Genomic DNA, 16,935 nt, shown 5'->3' on the forward strand with positions numbered 1-16,935 from the left:
CTACCCTGAAAGCGTAAGCTGGTACGATCTGTAATTAACAAGCTTTAAACATTTTAGTGTAAAATATGCATTATTTGGAGTAATGAATGATCAAAATGCGCACAGTTTTATCAGGTTTCCTCATTATGTTGGTTTTATTGTTGAGTGCATGCCAATCAACACAACAAAGCACGCCTGTTGCTCAAAGTTTTAAACTCAATGAAGGCACTGATATCACCATCACGCCACCTAAAGGTTTTGTACTTGCTCAGGAATTTTTAGGTTTTGAAAACACCGAACAGCGAGCACAGATTGAAGTTTCTGAGTTACCTCTGCCCTTGTCCTTAGTGAACGTCACGTTTTCTAAAGAGCAGCTAACCACACTTAAACTCACATTAGAAAGCAAACAAAAAGTGCCCTATGGAAATGGTGAAGCGTGGTTATTTACACTCAGGCAAGCGATAAATGGTCTCTACTATAAGAAGCTTTGGCTGCTTACAGGTGATGAAATTTCTACAGTGAGAGCCGTGGCATCTTATCCTGAAAGCCTAGAAAATCAATTGGCCGCGCCGATGAAGCAAGCATTGTTGCGCTCAAGCTACGCCCCGAGTATGTCTGAACGCGCACTGCTCGGTCTGCCATTTAGCTTTGATACGGTGGATTACTTTACTATTAGTAAACGCGCTACCAACTCGGTAGTGCTGTATGGTCAAAATGATGAACTTATTACTCTAAGCCATGGTGGGCTAAAGAAAGAGAAAGTGGAACATAAAGTGCTTTCCGATTTATTCCTGAAACACAGTAAGGCATTAACTGATTGCAAAGAAAGAAGCTATACGGCAATCTCGGTTGATTCAATTCCTGCAACGCAGATCACTACTCACTGCCTGTATAAAGGTGCGCCTCGCTCCATCAATCAAGTGATTGTAACTAACCCTGGTAAATTTTTACTTATTCAAGCAGTGGACAATCAGCAAAGTAGTTCAGAATTTGAGGCGAAGCTAAAGCAGTTTGTTGCCTCTATTCGTTTGCAGAAGCAAAATTGATAGTGAAAATGCTTCACTATCAATTCGATATGAATTTATTTACATATTTTCACAACTTGATAAGCCTGTTAAACTAATATTAATGTAGTACATAGTCACCTCACACAACATCAAGATAAGAGACCCAAAAATGAATATGCGTCACCTAATATATGTAGCTCCTATGTGCTTAGCACTGAGCGCTACAGCCAATACGCAAAGCAATATCGCTGCGAAGACACTGAGCGCCACTATTTCACAAAGCGCAATAACGCTAGAAACTGCGCAACATTTCGACACCTACCTTGTTACGATCACAGGTAAAGACGGCTTTACCACGAGCTTTGAAAGCAACTCACCGTATATTGATGTAAGCTCGGTATCGCTTCCTTATGATGGTGAATTCAACTATGAGGTGAAAGCCATTGAATTTTTAGGTGAGGTGCAAGAGCAAAGCTATCTAAATAACGGTCGAGGTGCAGACGCAAAACGTAAACTAACGCGTGTGGAAGTCATCAATGGCTCGTTTAATTCGCAACATAATACGTTACAGCGCTTTGACAATGTTAAAGAGCAATCAGCCAACGCAAGTAATCAATGGTAGGAGCACGCATGAACAAGACAACATTTAAGGCAAGCTTACTAAGCGTTGCGATAGCCGCTTCTTTCAGCGTAAACGCTGACCAACAGATTCTTGATGATCTAATTATAGATGGAAGTCTATGTGTTGGTGTGGACTGCGCTAATGGTGAGAGTTTTGGCGCGGACACTATTCGCTTAAAAGAAAATAACTTGCGTATTCATTTTCAAGATACCAGTAACTCAGCATCATTCCCAACAACTGACTGGCGTATAGAAATAAACGACTCCACAAATGGAGGAGGTAGTCATTTCGCAATTCAGAATGCTGACACAAATGCTTACCCATTTAAAATCGACGCCGGCGCGAGGAGTAACGCACTTTACATTGATGCTCAGGGTGATATCGGCATAGGTACCAGTAGCCCTGTAGTAGAGCTACAAGTAACCGACGGCGACACACCAACACTACGCCTGCAACAAGATGGAAGCCAGGGATGGTCGTCTCAAACATGGGATATCGCCGGTAACGAAACCAATTTCTTTGTTCGTGATGTGACAAATGGGAGTGCATTACCATTTAGAATCAAGCCTGGTGCTGACGAAAATGCCTTATTTATTGCGGCGAACAATAACATTGGCTTGGGTACTGACAACCCGAGTGACTCTTTAACTATATCAAAATCAGTCGACCCATCTATTCTTATAAAATCAACTGGTGCTGCAGCTAGCGACAAAAACTTCATTACTATGCAAAACGCCGGAGACTCTCAAATAGTGTATGAAAACACTAGTGCTGGAGCTGCAACATGGAAAACGGGAACGTATAACAACAGTTTCTTCATAGTCTCACCCCAAGGGGATGGACAAGAGTTTGAGGTAGATTTACAAGGCAACTTAACAACCTCAGGCACTGTAAATGGTGCGTCTAGTCGCGCAATCAAAGAGAACATAGCCAATGTTGACGTGAGTTCTGTTTTGGATAAATTAGCAACCCTTGATGTATTTACATGGAACTACATTAAAGATAACGATAATATCTCGCACTTAGGACCAATGGCTGAAGACTTTCATAAGGCGTTTGGGTTAAACGGCGATGCGACCGATAAAATTTCTTACACAGATATTACCGGTGTGGCGATTGCAGCAGTGAAAGCGCTACAAACTAAGTTGGAAGCAAAGGAACAGGAGCTTTCTTTAATTAAAGAACGCTTAGATAATTTAGAGAAAACAAAGAATTAATGTATTCTCCAATATGTGTAGGTGGTGTCGGTGGTAGTGGCACTCGCCTCATTGCAAATATACTTAAAGAATGTGGCCTATTTTTAGGCCACGATCTAAATGAATCTACCGACACGCTATTATTTACCCTGTTATTCAAAGATCCTTTATTTGCCACTTTAACAACTGAGGAAGTATCGTCTAGATATAACCTTTTGAAACAAAATCTACAAAAGCAGCAATTAAATGATGTACAAAAAGAACTACTAACCGAGTGCGTAACACATAGGCCTCTGCACGATTGCGAGTGGTTAAAGCAACGAGCAATGAATGCCAACACTGCGCCTGTTGATAATAAAGTGCAACAAGTTTGGGGTTGGAAAGAACCAAATACCCACGTCTTTATCGACAAACTACTAGAGCTTGATCCCTCCTTAAAATACATTCATGTTGTTCGTAATGGTTTAGATATGGCGTATAGTTCAAATCAAAATCAGCTAAAGGTTTGGGGACCGCTGTTTTTATGGCGTACACCAGAGATAACACCCGAAGAGTCCTTTAATTATTGGTGCGCTGTTCATCGACGCATAATCAAAATCAAAGACAGTTTTCCCGAACGGGTTCATATTCTGAACTATGATAAATTTGCTCAAAAGCATGAGCAAGAACTAGCAAATTTCTTCGATTTTATTGGCTTGAGATCACTTAATCAGAAGATGGAACCTGCGTTACTTGCTCTGTTCTCTGCACCAAGTAGCATAGGGCGTGCAAAAAATGAAGATACGTCATATCTAACACGAGAAGGTGCAGACTTACTAGAACGACTTGGGTTTGACAGTTTCTAATCAGGCATTTCGCGTTCGATCAGGAGCCGGGGACCAACAGCCGCTGCAACTCGTCTTCATGTTTAGATATAAAACGCAGATAACCCTCATGGTAACGTAGCGTTTTCCTTTGAGCTGTAAAGACCTGCAAAGCATCGATCAGTGCTTCTGTCTGATTGATGCTTTTAGACTGGTTATAAAAAAAGCGTTGGACATTAAATTGACGGCAAAATTGTAAATTTTCGTCCTGATAATATTTTTGAATGTAACCCGATAGCGCAGTTATCAGTATATTTGAATTTGCAACCGGTGTTCTTTCAACATCAAGCCTAGACAGCTCAATTAGTAACTCGTTACCGTCATGGGGGCCTATATTGAGGCGTTCCACATTATTGTAAGCATACTCAACCACAGCTTCAGAGAAGCTCTCGTTGGCTCTATAGTCAGAAGCGAGAGCACCGAGTTCCCCCAAATCAAAATTAGCCCTATCTGCAAAATCATGCAACAAATCGAAGCCCTGCGATAGCGGTTTAATGGTGCCAACACTTAGTTCAACATTTAGATCTTTTAAGCTTCTTTCAAGGTGGCTATAGCTCTTGTGCCATTGATGGATAAGATGTCCTGAAAGCTGACGTGTCGTTTTAAAGTTTGAGAGCAAACCAGCTATAAGTGCTTGTTCCATGCCAGTAAAAAGGTCAATGTTTAAACCTTTATCCGCAAAGAGAGATTCAACTTCACGTTTTCTTTCAACTGATCGAAACAACCACTGCTTAAAGCTACTTCGTATAAACGAAGACTGCTCTCTTGAGTACCCTATAACTATAACGCGTTCTACATTAGGGGATATAGTTTGAGCGATAGCCCTAACTAACTCAGGAAATTTAAATAACGACTCATGACTTACAATCAAATTACTAAGTGGTGGCAAGCGTTTACTCAACGCTTTTAGTTCATGCAGTGACGAGCTATTCACACTTGCAGCTGGCAACATTCTAAATACGGTTGGAACCACCAACTCACAGGCATAAAGTTTATAAAACTGCTGGATAGTCGAGGATGCACACTTCCCTGGTCCAACGTGAATGATAAGCTGCTTCAAAGTTCTGGTTCCTAAAATAGTTAGAGACTATTTACGTGTCGGTTTCGATGAATAGGCTATCAACGCTATTTGTATTAAGATCCTTTCTATTAGTGAGGATGCATTATTTGCCAGTTGTTTCGTGAACTGGGCTTGCCTACTTAAACTTAATTGACGAAAGTATACAAACTCTTTTATTGAGTTTTCTTCAGGGCTACTCACTAGCTTTTGTAAATGTTGAGCCTGCTTTACACTCTTTCGTATGTGAATGAATCCGTGCTTAGCCTGTACAAGTAACCTAAAAATATTTTTCGCTACATTACTTTTTTCTCGGCATTTCGCACCTATTGCATTGCCGCCGTGCTGGCGATATTTAATGAGCGCTCTGTCCACAAACCCTATTGAACCCTGCGCTTTTGCCACCAAGGCAAACCACCAATCATGAACCATAACGTCATTAGGCAAGGGTGTTGCCAGCTCTAATAACTCTCGATTGATGAGGCTTGCGCACCCAGTCACATTATTTTGAATCAGGAACTTGGGGTAATTTAGCTTATCGGCTGAAGGTAAACCCTGATACTTAAAAAATGACGGAGCGATCTCTCGTAAATTTTCATCAACAACCACCAAGTCGCAATGCACTAATACAGGCCACCTTTTGCTGTGTTGACTCTCTTGGTGCGAGCACAGCTCAATCAATGCTTGAGTTTTTTGTTCAAGCCATACATCGTCTTGGTCGCTAAACGAGAAATATACACAATCTGTCTCCTTTGCCAGTTCACAAAGGTTGGCAAAGTTGCCCACATGGCCATTTCTACCCGTTTTATTACTGTGTAATTGAATAATATCAGGGAATCGTCTCTGCCAAAGCTCCAGCTTAGACCATGTACCATCCGTTGAATTATCATCACTCACAATAACGACTTCGGGCATAACGGACTGGGAAAGTAATGACGCCATTTGTTCATCTATAAATCGCTCACCATTATAGGTAGCAACTAACACGGCAAGCTTATCCATGGCTGTTAACTTTTTTAGAGTCAAAAATAACTTGATTAGTACCCGCCACTCTCAAAGTTAGGTTGTCATAATCGTTTTTATTAATAGGATCTGACAAAAAGCCAATGTAACGCCCGCGAGGGAAGTTCGCTTTGGGAAAGGCACCAAAATATCTGTTTGCTTTTAAACGCTTTAAATCACCAGCCACTTCAAGTTCTAGGTCAACGACACCAGAACCTTCACCATGGTAAAATGCACATCCGAACAAATGGCCATTGTCTAGGAGCTTTACATGGCTATACACCCACTGTTGCGGAGAGCAATTTTCAAGAAATAAAAGCTTCTCATCAAGCATTTCTACAGCAGCATCGTATAACGCCTGATCAGCCCGACCTCTGTTAGTTAGCCTTTTATGCAAGTTTACATCAATTTGCTCACTTCTGACTTTGGGTGAAGTGTTCCTATTACTTTGATGCTCTGAAAGATTATCGCCGTAAAACGCCTTGAACAACTTGAGCGATTCTGAATATCGCTCTGTCACCCCTATTACTCCGAGTAAAGTTAAGGGGAGCCCTTTGAGCAGTTTACTTTGAATGCTGTGATAGGAGGGAGACATAAGGAAGTCTTCAAACGTTCCTGAGAAGTCATTGAATTTAGCATGATGATTATAATGAGAAATTATCTGTGAACTTGGCGAGCGCACAAAACTTACAATATGAGAGCTCTCTACGAAATCTTGGTACTTAGCTAAATGACAGTGTCCTGCAATTGAACCTTTGCTCTCAGTGATGTCTGACTTTAATGCGTAAAAATCGTCATTCTTGTAAATATACTTTTTAATTGCATTGGTGGTAACAGGGCTCTCCTTGCCATAATCTAAATGTAACATTCGCTTGGAAGATAGCGCTTGCCTAAAGCTTGTGCCTGCGGTTTTAGGAATATGAACAAAGAAAAGTGGTTTCTTTTCATTTTTTAAGAATTTAAACATTTTTAAATATTCAACTTCACTTGAAAAGGCGAAGTAAGCCTCTTAAGGGTGATGTAATTCTCCATGAAAGTGATTCATGTATATCAGACAGCCTACGCTGTAGGCTTTGCGTAACAATTCGGTATTCACTGGTTTCTTCTTTTAATTTTAGGGCTTCTTCTTGCAATTCTTGAATGAGTTTTTGTTGCAATACAAGCCGCTCCCCTTGGCGTTGCTGTTTTTCAGCCATGCTTCTAGAGCTTGATTCAACTTCACCCAATAGAATGTTTAAATGCTGCTTATACTCTTTAAGCAAGTTAGAGTGCTGTATAGCACTAGCTGCTTCATACTTACCGAGTAAATCATCAATATTACTGTTGTTAACCCCTGCAGAGAGCTCGTCTAACCGCGTTGAGATAGTAAGAACCTGCTCGCCAATAGTGTTAGATTCTAATGTTTCTTTTATTTCAGAGAGTAAGGAAGATGTATTTTGTGCCTCAAGTAGACTGATGATGTCACGTTGAGCACTCTCTAAATCAGCTGCACTGTCAGTAGACAGCTCATATTTTTTAGCTAGTATCTCAAACCGACTCAGTAACTCTTTATGTGTAACTTCATTGTGCTGCTGAGCAGCTTCGCCATTTTGTTTAAAGAGCTCGTCAACACGCTCACTGAGTGTTTCTATCACATACTTAGACGAATCACGCACCGACTCGCACACATCGCCAAGATTGCTTGCTATTTGGGCTTGTGTTGCGCTTGCATTATCTTCATGTGACTGAACAAGTTGTATTAGTTTTGCATTCAACTCGGGCAGCATAGTGTTTGTAGCGAGTCCCTGCTCTAGCAGGTTTGTAACGGAGGTATGCACCTTGTCATTCATGCCACACATGCTGTTGAGCCGCTCAGTATTTTGCGCTAACTCTGTACACATGTCTGCGATTGAATTGTGGAGTTCAAGAGCTGTTTCTTCTTTAGTTTGTATCACCATAAGCTGCTTACGTAGCTCATTTTGCTTCTCTTGCTCTTGCTGTCTCACAGCCTGCTGATTAGCGAGGTTTTCTTTTTTAAGCACATCGTATTGGTGGCACAAAAAAGGACCGACTGTAATCCACGACTCGCCTGTATCAGAAGCTAACTTAAGCCCCTCGCCTGTCCCTGACTTTTGTTGCAACCGCAAACACCTATAAGCATCAAACACAAAAGGATATAAGCGTTTATTTTCAGATAATTGGTAAGGGTCAGTCTGCTTTGTAACTAATGACTCATCATAAAACTGCTCAGCAAACTCAACGATCGTATCGTCTTGCTTTTCAAGGTTCAAAAAGTCAGCTAGTTCGCTAAGCACCAGCTTGGGCTGTTTACAAAAATCGTAAAAGTCAACAAACGCTACGTCATGCTTGAGGCTAAGCAAAGTGTCTAAATATGAAAAGTGGTGATGCATCCACAATAGCTGACTCAAAGACAGCGGTTTACTTTCCCTGCGTGCGAGCGATACACCCACATCGAGTGGGTTACGAAAAGCGATAATAAATTGAGGAGTGATGTCGCAACGATTGATTATTTCTAGCCAAATTGGCAATAGTCGTATCGTGCGTGGGTCTTTAAACGCAAACTGTTGAGCATTCTGAGAAAGCTTATTTTTTATTAACTGAACACCCTCATTAATAAGACACCTGATATCCTCTCGCCGCCACGAAGCGTCATCAATAAAATCAAGGCTATCCCATTCCAAGCCTAACATAGTAAGAACACGATTGTTAAATGCAACTACGTCATTGTCTTCCCAATGGCCTTTGAGGTTGAACTCGGTTCTGCCCATAAGCTCATTACCAAAGTTCGCACCAATATATGATAGGCCAGCTGACAGTAAGCTTGTACCGCTACGGTGCATACCTAAAACGATGGTGAGCTTTTGGTTACTCATAGTTTTTCTCAACTAGTATTGACAAGTGTTCCGATGAATACTTTACACCCGCCAGACTCAAACTATTAGGTGCTGTGTACAGTGGTTTCATTTCTTTTGCACAAGTAACAGGCTCTTCAGATGCACAAAACAAACTTTTCATATCAACAAACTGCACACCACTTTTAGCGCTTACTTCATCGAGTTTGCGATTAATATTATGTAATAACTGTACCTTTGGCTCCCCAGTATCAGTACGGAGTAACCTAGGCTTCATACCGACTAAAGTAATATCTGCATGGTATGTACTTTTCAGTTCAATTAACGTTTTAGGTAATTCTTCCATTAAATAAAGCGGCCAATTATAAGCAATAATCACTTGCTTGATATGCCCCTTTTTTAATTCACGCTTAAATATTTCTGTATGCTTAGTACAATCAGTTGATGTTCGCTTTTTATCCCTTAAGATATTTTCTCTTAATTTAGAAGGTAGATCCAATAACACCGGTGGACATGCACTTATTAACGGCGTTATTGACTCACCCTGTTTACTTTTAGAAAGGTAAAGCGCACTGACAAACTCGGTGACGGAACTATCACCTATCACTAACACGCTGCTTTGCCCATTAAAGCGCTGAGCTTTTTGACTATGCTGGAATAGCTGGCGAACATCAGCAAACATTGTCAAATCAATCGTTTCTTCGTAATTACCATACCAAGAGTCATAGCTGCCTGCTGGTGGCTCGCTTTTTGATATAAACGCTTGAAAACGAGCATTCGTCACCAAGCGCTCACCAAATACTTTCAAACCAGCCTCAGACCAATGGTTAGTATCTGAATAAAAAAGCATTTCGTCATCAAAAAATTGACACTGAAAACCAGGGCACACAGCTTCTGCTTTAGATAGGAAGTGAACCCCTTGCTCTTTTGCGATGCGAGAAACTGAATACTCTACGTCACTTAAATCTAGCAGTCTTGAGCGAATTACCTCATTTATGTCACTTACGGAGTCTACCCCTTTTAGCGCCACCAAAGGGAGGTTTACTAATTCTATATTTGGCCCCAACAGCATGATATGTGGCGTAACTTCTCGCCTAATTTCCGCCAATGTTTCTGCTAAATAAGGCAATGCTGCGCGTTGCCAGCGCTCAGAAAAGATAACAAAATCAGGTGAGGCTGATTTTAAGCGCTCAATAAAGCTTTTGTGAAATTCACTGCAGTCAGTGTTCCTTACTTCTTTATTAGTATGAAACTTATAATGCTCCTTGAGTTCGACCCCTTTTAGACTTTCAGCACTGAGTGGGTCGCACATATCATTTTGGATTAAAACGCGATGACTGATTAGTGGGCCAATTGCCATCGCTAAATTTTTACTATGTGAGTCGCCAACTATAACTATAGTTTGTTCATGTTCACGAAGATCAAATTCAACCTCTAAGTAATCTAGTTTATTTTTTGTTTCTCGGTAGGTTGGTGTTGAAGATAATAGCTTTTGAACTGGGTTACTCAATAAGTGCTTATGAAGCTCTGGGCTTACCACATAAAAAAGTGATGCAAAAACGACCAGTGACATAGGCCAATAAAAAGGGCTAAAACTCTTGAAAGATAGATTTTCAAGCCATTTGCGGTTTTCAACGTAACGGTACATAAATTCTGCACCAATCAGCGTAATAACTAAAAGTATTGATATATCCAGCCAGTCGAGTGCTGGCTGGAACATAATTTTATAAAAAACCATCAAGGGCCAATGCAGTAAATACAATGAGTAGGAAGTTAACCCTATGCGCAGCCAAAACGCCTGTAGCGGCAACTTGTTATAGCTTTGGGCTGACAAAATTATCAATGCCGTGCCAATACACACTGGCAAAGATAACAGCCCTGGCATACGATTTTGCTCGTCTAACAATGCAATGGACAAAACAATCAAGGCCCACCCCACCGCACTGATTAGAGATCGCTTTAAAGGATTAAGACTCGAAAGCGTCAGTCCACATAGAAGTGCACCTACTGCAAACTCAAAAATCCGAAATGGGAACATAAAAAAGGTAAAACTCTGCCCCGGCACATAGAGCAGTTCAGCCGCTAACAATGACAGAACAAAGCAAAGCCCGACAACTAAACGTAACCGACAAAATTTGATCGCCACGAGAGTCAACAACGGCCAGACTAGATAAAACTGCTCTTCGACAGACAGGGACCACGTATGCAATAGCGGCTTGAGGTGACTTGCTGTATCAAAGTATCCCGTTTGTGAATAAAAGTAGATGTTAGAAACATACACCGAAGTGGTAATCAACGACTCGCTAAAATCTGACAACAAAGTGCTTGGTAACACCCATAATGCAACGAGTGATGTTAATAATAGCGTAAACAGTAAAGCGGGCATTAAGCGCTTTACTCGACGCCCATAAAACCCAATAAAGGTGAAGCTGTTGTCGGTGATTTGCTCTTTTAGGTGAGTCGTAATCAAATAGCCAGATATCACAAAAAAAACATCAACGCCAAGAAATCCACCTTGGAGTCCCGGGACATCAAAGTGGAAGAGGATAACACTGAGTACAGCTGCAGCTCTAAGTAGATCTATGTCAGCTCTTCGGCTTACCGCCTTAGACACACTCAATTCCTCTTCAACTGATTTATTTCTGACTTCAATTCTTGTATTTGTTCATAGTTGCTTTTGCATATATCCAATAACCCAGCGATAAGTTGTTCAGTTGAAACGTTGGCCGCTTGCTTAATGGTTGAATCATTGCTTAATGGCTCTTGACCTTGGCTTAAAAGTAACTCGTTAACACTGTTTAAGTCTTCTGAGTATCTATCTTCTAATGCAGCAAGATCACTCGGTTTTGCGCCTAACCCTTGCAGATCCACATGCATGTATTTCTTGTTGGTGACCTTGGCTGAATCAAGTAACCTCTTTAGGTGAATAGGCGGGACAGGTTGCGTGATCTGACTGTTATAAATCGCCCACAACGCCAATGCCACACTTTGGGGGGCATCATTATTACGGATTTGCTCAATCCCTACAGGACCACCGATCAGTGAGATAAAATCATCAACTAAATTGGCAGTACTGTCCATATTTCTTAAATACAGATGAGTGTCCGGAACTGCTCCCCAAGCTCGCAAGACAGAGCCGAGTGAAAAATCTTTTTCACTCCACTGCTGAAAACTTTGCACGGGCCCTTTATAAGTCTTATGCTTTAATGACCACTGACAGTATGCAGACTGAATCCAAGCACTGTAATTACGAACATAGACTACAAACTTTATATTAATTTTATTTTGGTTAATCGAACTAAGTGCTGGAATAACGATTTTTGAATTCTGCAACAAGCTTTCATTTGACCAAACAACCGTTTTATAACCTTTTTTTAAACTATGCCTAAGACACTCTTTCAGTTTTTTAGATAACTGACTTATCGCATCTTCTTCTTTCATCGACTTGAGTGATGACCACCCGTTAGGACGTTGCCACTGGAACTCATGAGCCTCATACTCAAAATTTAATCCGACATAGTTGATGCCAACGCCGATAAGCTCTTCACGATGCACTCGCAGAGTATCTTGAATCGAAGTAGAGCCTGTTTTCCCTCGACCTAAATGAACTATAAAGTCAAGCATTTTAATTCACTACCTTCCCACCAATACATACCTTTACCTCGTTGATATCAACGGGCTGGCTTGCTAGATCAAACCTAAAGGACACAAAGCCATCACCAACCGATTTACTCTGCAAATCTGCTCTAAATTTATCGGATTTTTGTTGTTCTAATAATGTATCGCCAACATATAGTTGAACCAGCACCTTTTCATCTAGGTTTGTCAAGTTTACAACCCAACCTGAGATTAGTTCGGGGGTAAGGCGGTCCAAACTATATTTTAGTAAGTCAGGCTTTGTTTCTTCCTCATCGACAACGATATTACTCAGAAACGAGGGAAGTGACACCCCACACTCGCTTTGAACTAACTGCGCAAGTTCTATAACTCGCGGTAAGCTCATTATTTTTTCAACTTCCTGTTCAGTAAACTCTGCTAATGAAAATGTCTGTTCAGGTCTCTGCTGCCTGTTAATAAATTCATCCACAGACATATCCAGTTGCTTGGCTGCCCATTCATGTTCGCTTTGGTTCAGTACTAACGCTTCTTCAATCACATTCTCATTTAATCTGAATTTTCCGCTTTGCAAAGGCGCTAAAATACTCTCTAATAACTGCGTTTGCTCGTGGCTGATGGTGACCTTTACTCGTTTACTTTGATACCTATATAAAAACTTAACGGCTAAACCGCTCAGCGAAACATTCTTTGGCGACTCCTCTGCAATTTTAATCCCCACTCTCTTGCAAAAATCTTGCACTACACTTCCATTTGGAAACGCGCTTTTATCATAATAATAAAAAGATACATCACTGAACTGGTCGCAAAACTTGGCCATTGAGCTTTCGTACTTAGGAAAAATAACTGCCGCCTCTGGTTCAACTGGATACGCTTTCACCATTTCCTGAAAAGCTGACTCTGCAAAATCTATGGGGGATCTTAAATAGGCAACCACACTTATCTTATCTACATACCGTAATATGACACTTTTGAGTGCGTCTAAGTCTACCTTAGTTAAAGCAACTAAGTCTTCGGCAGAAAAGATAATTTTATGGTAATTTTTTGCCAGCTGCTCTTCAATTTTTGATTGATATAACTCCCTTAAACGCTGGAATTCTTCAGTGCTATGACCTCTACGATTAAAGTAAGGGTGTGTTTCAATTTCTGACTTATACGCATAGCAAATAGGTCCAGAATGATTCGCAGTACCTAAGTCAGCGTAAACAATACCGTCTCCCAAAGAACCACTATTATCTGTGCAATACTCTTGAATGGCTGAAGAGCCTGTCTTGTGCATACCAATGTGGAGAATACATTCTTTCATAGATTTACTAACCGATGTTCTCTTATGTTCGTAAAGGACGCTCGCGCTATCACCACGACTTTACTGGTGTTATTTAAACAGAACTTCTAATCTGAGTTCATGTTCATCTATATTATTGAGCCATTTTGAGCTTAAGCTGAATAACCAGCTTCCCAGCTCAACACAAAGCATACCTTTGATTGGCATGTCCATCGTGGGTCGCTCAGTATAAGAAGAGGCGCCCACCTCCTCCTTAACCCGATCTCACCAACAAGATAATTCTCAAAGAAGGCCATCATACATTCAATGGCGATATCTATAACGCTGGCTTTGTGTATTAATGGTTACCAAACTCGATTTGTTAAGTATATGCTTCTGGCTAAGTACCCCTGACTTTCGGACAGAGGCAAAAGAGCGCGCTCGATAGCATGTAAATAACTACCATCATAAGGTAAAGGCTCGTCAGGTGTGTACAGCTCTTGGGGTAAGCTAAACAACGGTTTGATTGCGTCGCTGCGCGCCCAAAACATCGTCCCTAGTGGGAATAAATAACAATTAGGGTCTGCACTCATATCCATTTTTTCATAGAGAGTCTCTATAAAAGAGATATTTTCGCCGCTGTCAACACAGTGCCTGTCCTCGGCAAACACTAACCCTATTTCGGAGTCATTAAACTGCGCTAAAACTTGTGCCGCTTGCTGCTTATCTCCAATTAATGTATCGAGTAAGAAACGACGCCATCTATCTCCCATATCACCGCCTACCTCTAAGGACTTCTTAGAGTGGAAGTGACCAACTACAGCGTAAGCATCCGCATCAATGTGTGGCTTTAATACATCAATAAACGGGGCTACATCTCGGCCTTTATTCTCAACAATTACAAGATGAACATTGTCTGCACCACAGCTTTCAAAAGCCAGCTTTATGCTCTCTGTGTCGGCATCACTCAAGTGGGTGATATATACATCAAAACCGCTTGGGAGTGCACTCAAATAGCGGGCAAACTCTTGTGCCAAGTCTGGATAAAACAAATGTAAATGTACTGCATATTTGAAATCTATAGCACTTAGCTTGGTGTTTGTGTTGACGGTATAAACGTCGTGTGTTGTGTCTTCGCCAAGAGGTAGCGACTCAGCCAATCCTGATTGATAAGGGTTATTAGCTCTAGCTAGCCACTTGCGCTCGCAAAAGCCTGGCTTAGGATTGTATAAATGAATCCCTTTTAATCCCAGTTGTACATACTCTTTGATTGCTTCTTCAGGAGTTAATGCTGGATCATAAAAAGCAGCGTCGAAGGTGTTATCTTCTTTTATCAACGCAATGCACTGACTAACGCGTTTTCTGAACTCCATCGCACTCATTAGCTGCTCAATGGCCACTTCCGTGTAGCGCTCAAAATTCAAGTGATTAGTAACAATCTCTTTGTTCTTTCCTTCCCACCTATTACCTGTATTCAAGTAAGCACCGACTCCTTGCGCATATGCTTCAATATTGAGGTAATCCGCTATTGTGGCATTCGCGTCATGATCCTTTAAGAATTGAGCACAGCCTGTACTTTGCTCAAAACATGCTACGTGCACATCAGCATCGAGCGCATCTATAACCACATTAGGGAATGGATCCAAGCGCGATGTCATACAAAACACATCCGCCAAGGTCATTATATTGTCGAGATTACGCTGATGCCCCAGGAAAACCACATCATCTTCCAAGCCATTCAACGTTATCTGAGTTTGCACCCAGTTGGCGTAATGCAAATCTTTATTTGGCTCGTACCCTTCGCCGACCCAAACAAATTTGCACGGTTTATCAGCAAGTTCCTTTATTCTCTTGGCCGCAGCAATAAACAGGTCAACACCTTTTCTTATTTGCACATAACCAGCGCCAATCAATACATGTGGTTCATCGCTAGTATCCAACCCTAGCTTGGCTTTAAGGGTTTCAATTGAATCTAACTTACCGTGTCCTTCAGGAATAAACGGCAAGCGCCCTTGAGGCTGTATAGCAATATTATTAGGGACAACCTTTACACCACGGAATGACTTTAGTTCGCGACACATGGAGTCTTTTATAACCTGTGCAGGAACAACAACTCTATCGGCATGAAACACGGTATTAGTAATTTTTCCTACGGGGCGAGTATATTCTGAAAACTCGTGCACCAACGATACACTTGGAATATCAAGTTGATTTGCTGCGTGCAGCACATATGCGGTTTCAACTGAATTACAAATTATACCGTCAATCCCCTTGAACTCTTGTGCTATGAACTCAAGTGCTTTTTTAGCAAGCACAGGGCTTTGAACGTGCAAATCACTAATACTCGCTACACACTCTTTTGCGAATGCAGGTTGCAATTTACTTTTTCTCAGAACAATGTTCACTACATTGGCCTGCTTAGCTAATTGCTGAGATAAGTTAAACCCAACGAGTGGTGCCCCGGTCGCAGAAGATTCATGGCTCACTACAACATAAAGCTCTTTTTCTTTATCAAAAGTGTGTGCGCCAAGCTCAAAGTGCTTTTTAATATTAAAGTAGCCTATCCGGCCTTCTGCTTTACCGTGAAATAAAAAGTGACGCAGTGGACTAATAGGGGCGTTTGCTATATCAGGATATAACTCTAGATATAGTTTGCTATCAAAAAAGCCTGGGATTGTTAGCATCATCTTTTCGTGATTTTCCACAACATATTGAATCGGCTCATGACAATCACCTTTTAAGTTGTTTACTTTTGAAAATTTACGCCAATCTACGCTAAGAGAGGCCAGTTTAGTTGCAAGTTCACAAACGGGAGATTGAGGCTCAAGTTTAACCGCAACGCTAATCGGCTCTTCCTTCAGGTCTATAGATTCTTTACCACCTGAATTTTGCTCCTGCTGAAACGCACTACGCCCCTCCTCTTTACCATGTGTTAAATAGTGGACTAAGGGGTTATCTCCTCGCTCCCAAATATCTGGGTATTTATCGACATAGAATTTACTGTCTATTACATCATCGATAACAGGCAGAAGCACTGGCCAATACGTCGCGTAGTGAGCAATAGCCTCATTTTCTGAACTAAGAGCGTGAAGTTCAATGTAAGATTCCCAATTAATATTTTGTTGGGCAATGACACTAAAGTCATGCTCTATTTGCGCTTTGGATAACTTGGGGATTACCTTCTTTTTATCTGGAAAGGCCTTTCTATTCTCAAAGCGACCGTAACGCATGTAGTGAATTAAGGGATTGACTTGCTCAAATTGCACATCGGCATATCGGCTCAGATAAAACTCAACATCAAGTACATTAGGAACGATCAAACTCCTTTTTTGAACATTCAATACAAAGTACTCTTCCGGCTCTAAAGACGACTCTACATTGTTAGTGCTGTAGAACTCACTCCAATCTATCTCATAGGACCTGATTTCTGATAATTCTTTTTTATACGTGCGTTTAAATAAATTTTTGAACATGGACA

General features: G+C 41.1%; 12 protein-coding genes. 4 read left to right on the plus strand and 8 right to left on the minus strand.

The features are described from left to right. Window positions 1-86: 86 nt before the first annotated feature. From V1358_RS08030 to V1358_RS08045, 4 genes are all read left to right on the plus strand, one after another. Window positions 87-1,025 carry a hypothetical protein gene (locus tag V1358_RS08030; RefSeq protein ID WP_347393140.1) on the plus strand — a complete coding sequence of 313 codons (939 nt, stop codon included), beginning with the start codon at window positions 87-89 and terminating at the stop codon, window positions 1,023-1,025. Between the two features lie 130 nt (window positions 1,026-1,155). Then, window positions 1,156-1,608, plus strand: a complete 453-nt coding sequence (locus tag V1358_RS08035) for a hypothetical protein (RefSeq protein ID WP_347393141.1) — start codon at window positions 1,156-1,158, stop codon at window positions 1,606-1,608. A gap of 8 nt (window positions 1,609-1,616) precedes the next feature. Beyond that, window positions 1,617-2,825, plus strand: a complete 1,209-nt coding sequence (locus tag V1358_RS08040; RefSeq protein WP_347393142.1) for a tail fiber domain-containing protein — start codon at window positions 1,617-1,619, stop codon at window positions 2,823-2,825. Further along, the gene (locus tag V1358_RS08045) at window positions 2,825-3,649 is read left to right on the plus strand and encodes a sulfotransferase (RefSeq protein WP_347393143.1); all 825 of its coding nucleotides are present in this window, start codon (window positions 2,825-2,827) and stop codon (window positions 3,647-3,649) included. The genes V1358_RS08040 and V1358_RS08045 overlap by 1 nt, the downstream gene beginning before the upstream one ends. A gap of 19 nt (window positions 3,650-3,668) precedes the next feature. Here V1358_RS08045 and V1358_RS08050 read toward each other — a convergent pair whose 3' ends face one another. From V1358_RS08050 to V1358_RS08085, 8 genes are all read right to left on the minus strand, one after another. Next, the gene (locus tag V1358_RS08050; RefSeq protein WP_347393144.1) at window positions 3,669-4,727 is read right to left on the minus strand and encodes a hypothetical protein; all 1,059 of its coding nucleotides are present in this window, start codon (window positions 4,725-4,727) and stop codon (window positions 3,669-3,671) included. A 27-nt stretch (window positions 4,728-4,754) separates the two neighbouring features. Beyond that, window positions 4,755-5,726, minus strand: a complete 972-nt coding sequence (locus tag V1358_RS08055; protein ID WP_347393145.1) for a glycosyltransferase family 2 protein — start codon at window positions 5,724-5,726, stop codon at window positions 4,755-4,757. Further along, the gene (locus V1358_RS08060; protein WP_347393146.1) at window positions 5,719-6,693 is read right to left on the minus strand and encodes a hypothetical protein; all 975 of its coding nucleotides are present in this window, start codon (window positions 6,691-6,693) and stop codon (window positions 5,719-5,721) included. Before V1358_RS08060 ends, V1358_RS08055 begins: the two co-directional genes overlap by 8 nt. A gap of 16 nt (window positions 6,694-6,709) precedes the next feature. Further along, window positions 6,710-8,599: a hypothetical protein gene (locus V1358_RS08065; RefSeq protein ID WP_347393147.1), complete on the minus strand. Its 1,890-nt coding sequence runs from the start codon at window positions 8,597-8,599 to the stop codon at window positions 6,710-6,712. After that, window positions 8,592-11,192 (minus strand): acyltransferase family protein, encoded by a 2,601-nt coding sequence (locus V1358_RS08070; protein ID WP_347393148.1) that lies wholly within the window; start codon window positions 11,190-11,192, stop codon window positions 8,592-8,594. Before V1358_RS08070 ends, V1358_RS08065 begins: the two co-directional genes overlap by 8 nt. A gap of 2 nt (window positions 11,193-11,194) precedes the next feature. Further along, window positions 11,195-12,202, minus strand: a complete 1,008-nt coding sequence (locus tag V1358_RS08075) for a hypothetical protein (protein WP_347393149.1) — start codon at window positions 12,200-12,202, stop codon at window positions 11,195-11,197. A gap of 1 nt (window position 12,203) precedes the next feature. After that, window positions 12,204-13,499, minus strand: a complete 1,296-nt coding sequence (locus V1358_RS08080; RefSeq protein ID WP_347393150.1) for a hypothetical protein — start codon at window positions 13,497-13,499, stop codon at window positions 12,204-12,206. A 323-nt stretch (window positions 13,500-13,822) separates the two neighbouring features. Continuing rightward, the gene (locus V1358_RS08085; RefSeq protein ID WP_347393151.1) at window positions 13,823-16,930 is read right to left on the minus strand and encodes a rhamnan synthesis F family protein; all 3,108 of its coding nucleotides are present in this window, start codon (window positions 16,928-16,930) and stop codon (window positions 13,823-13,825) included. Window positions 16,931-16,935 lie beyond the last annotated feature (5 nt).

The organism is Pseudoalteromonas pernae (assembly GCF_039831865.1).
Classification (GTDB): domain Bacteria; phylum Pseudomonadota; class Gammaproteobacteria; order Enterobacterales; family Alteromonadaceae; genus Pseudoalteromonas; species Pseudoalteromonas pernae.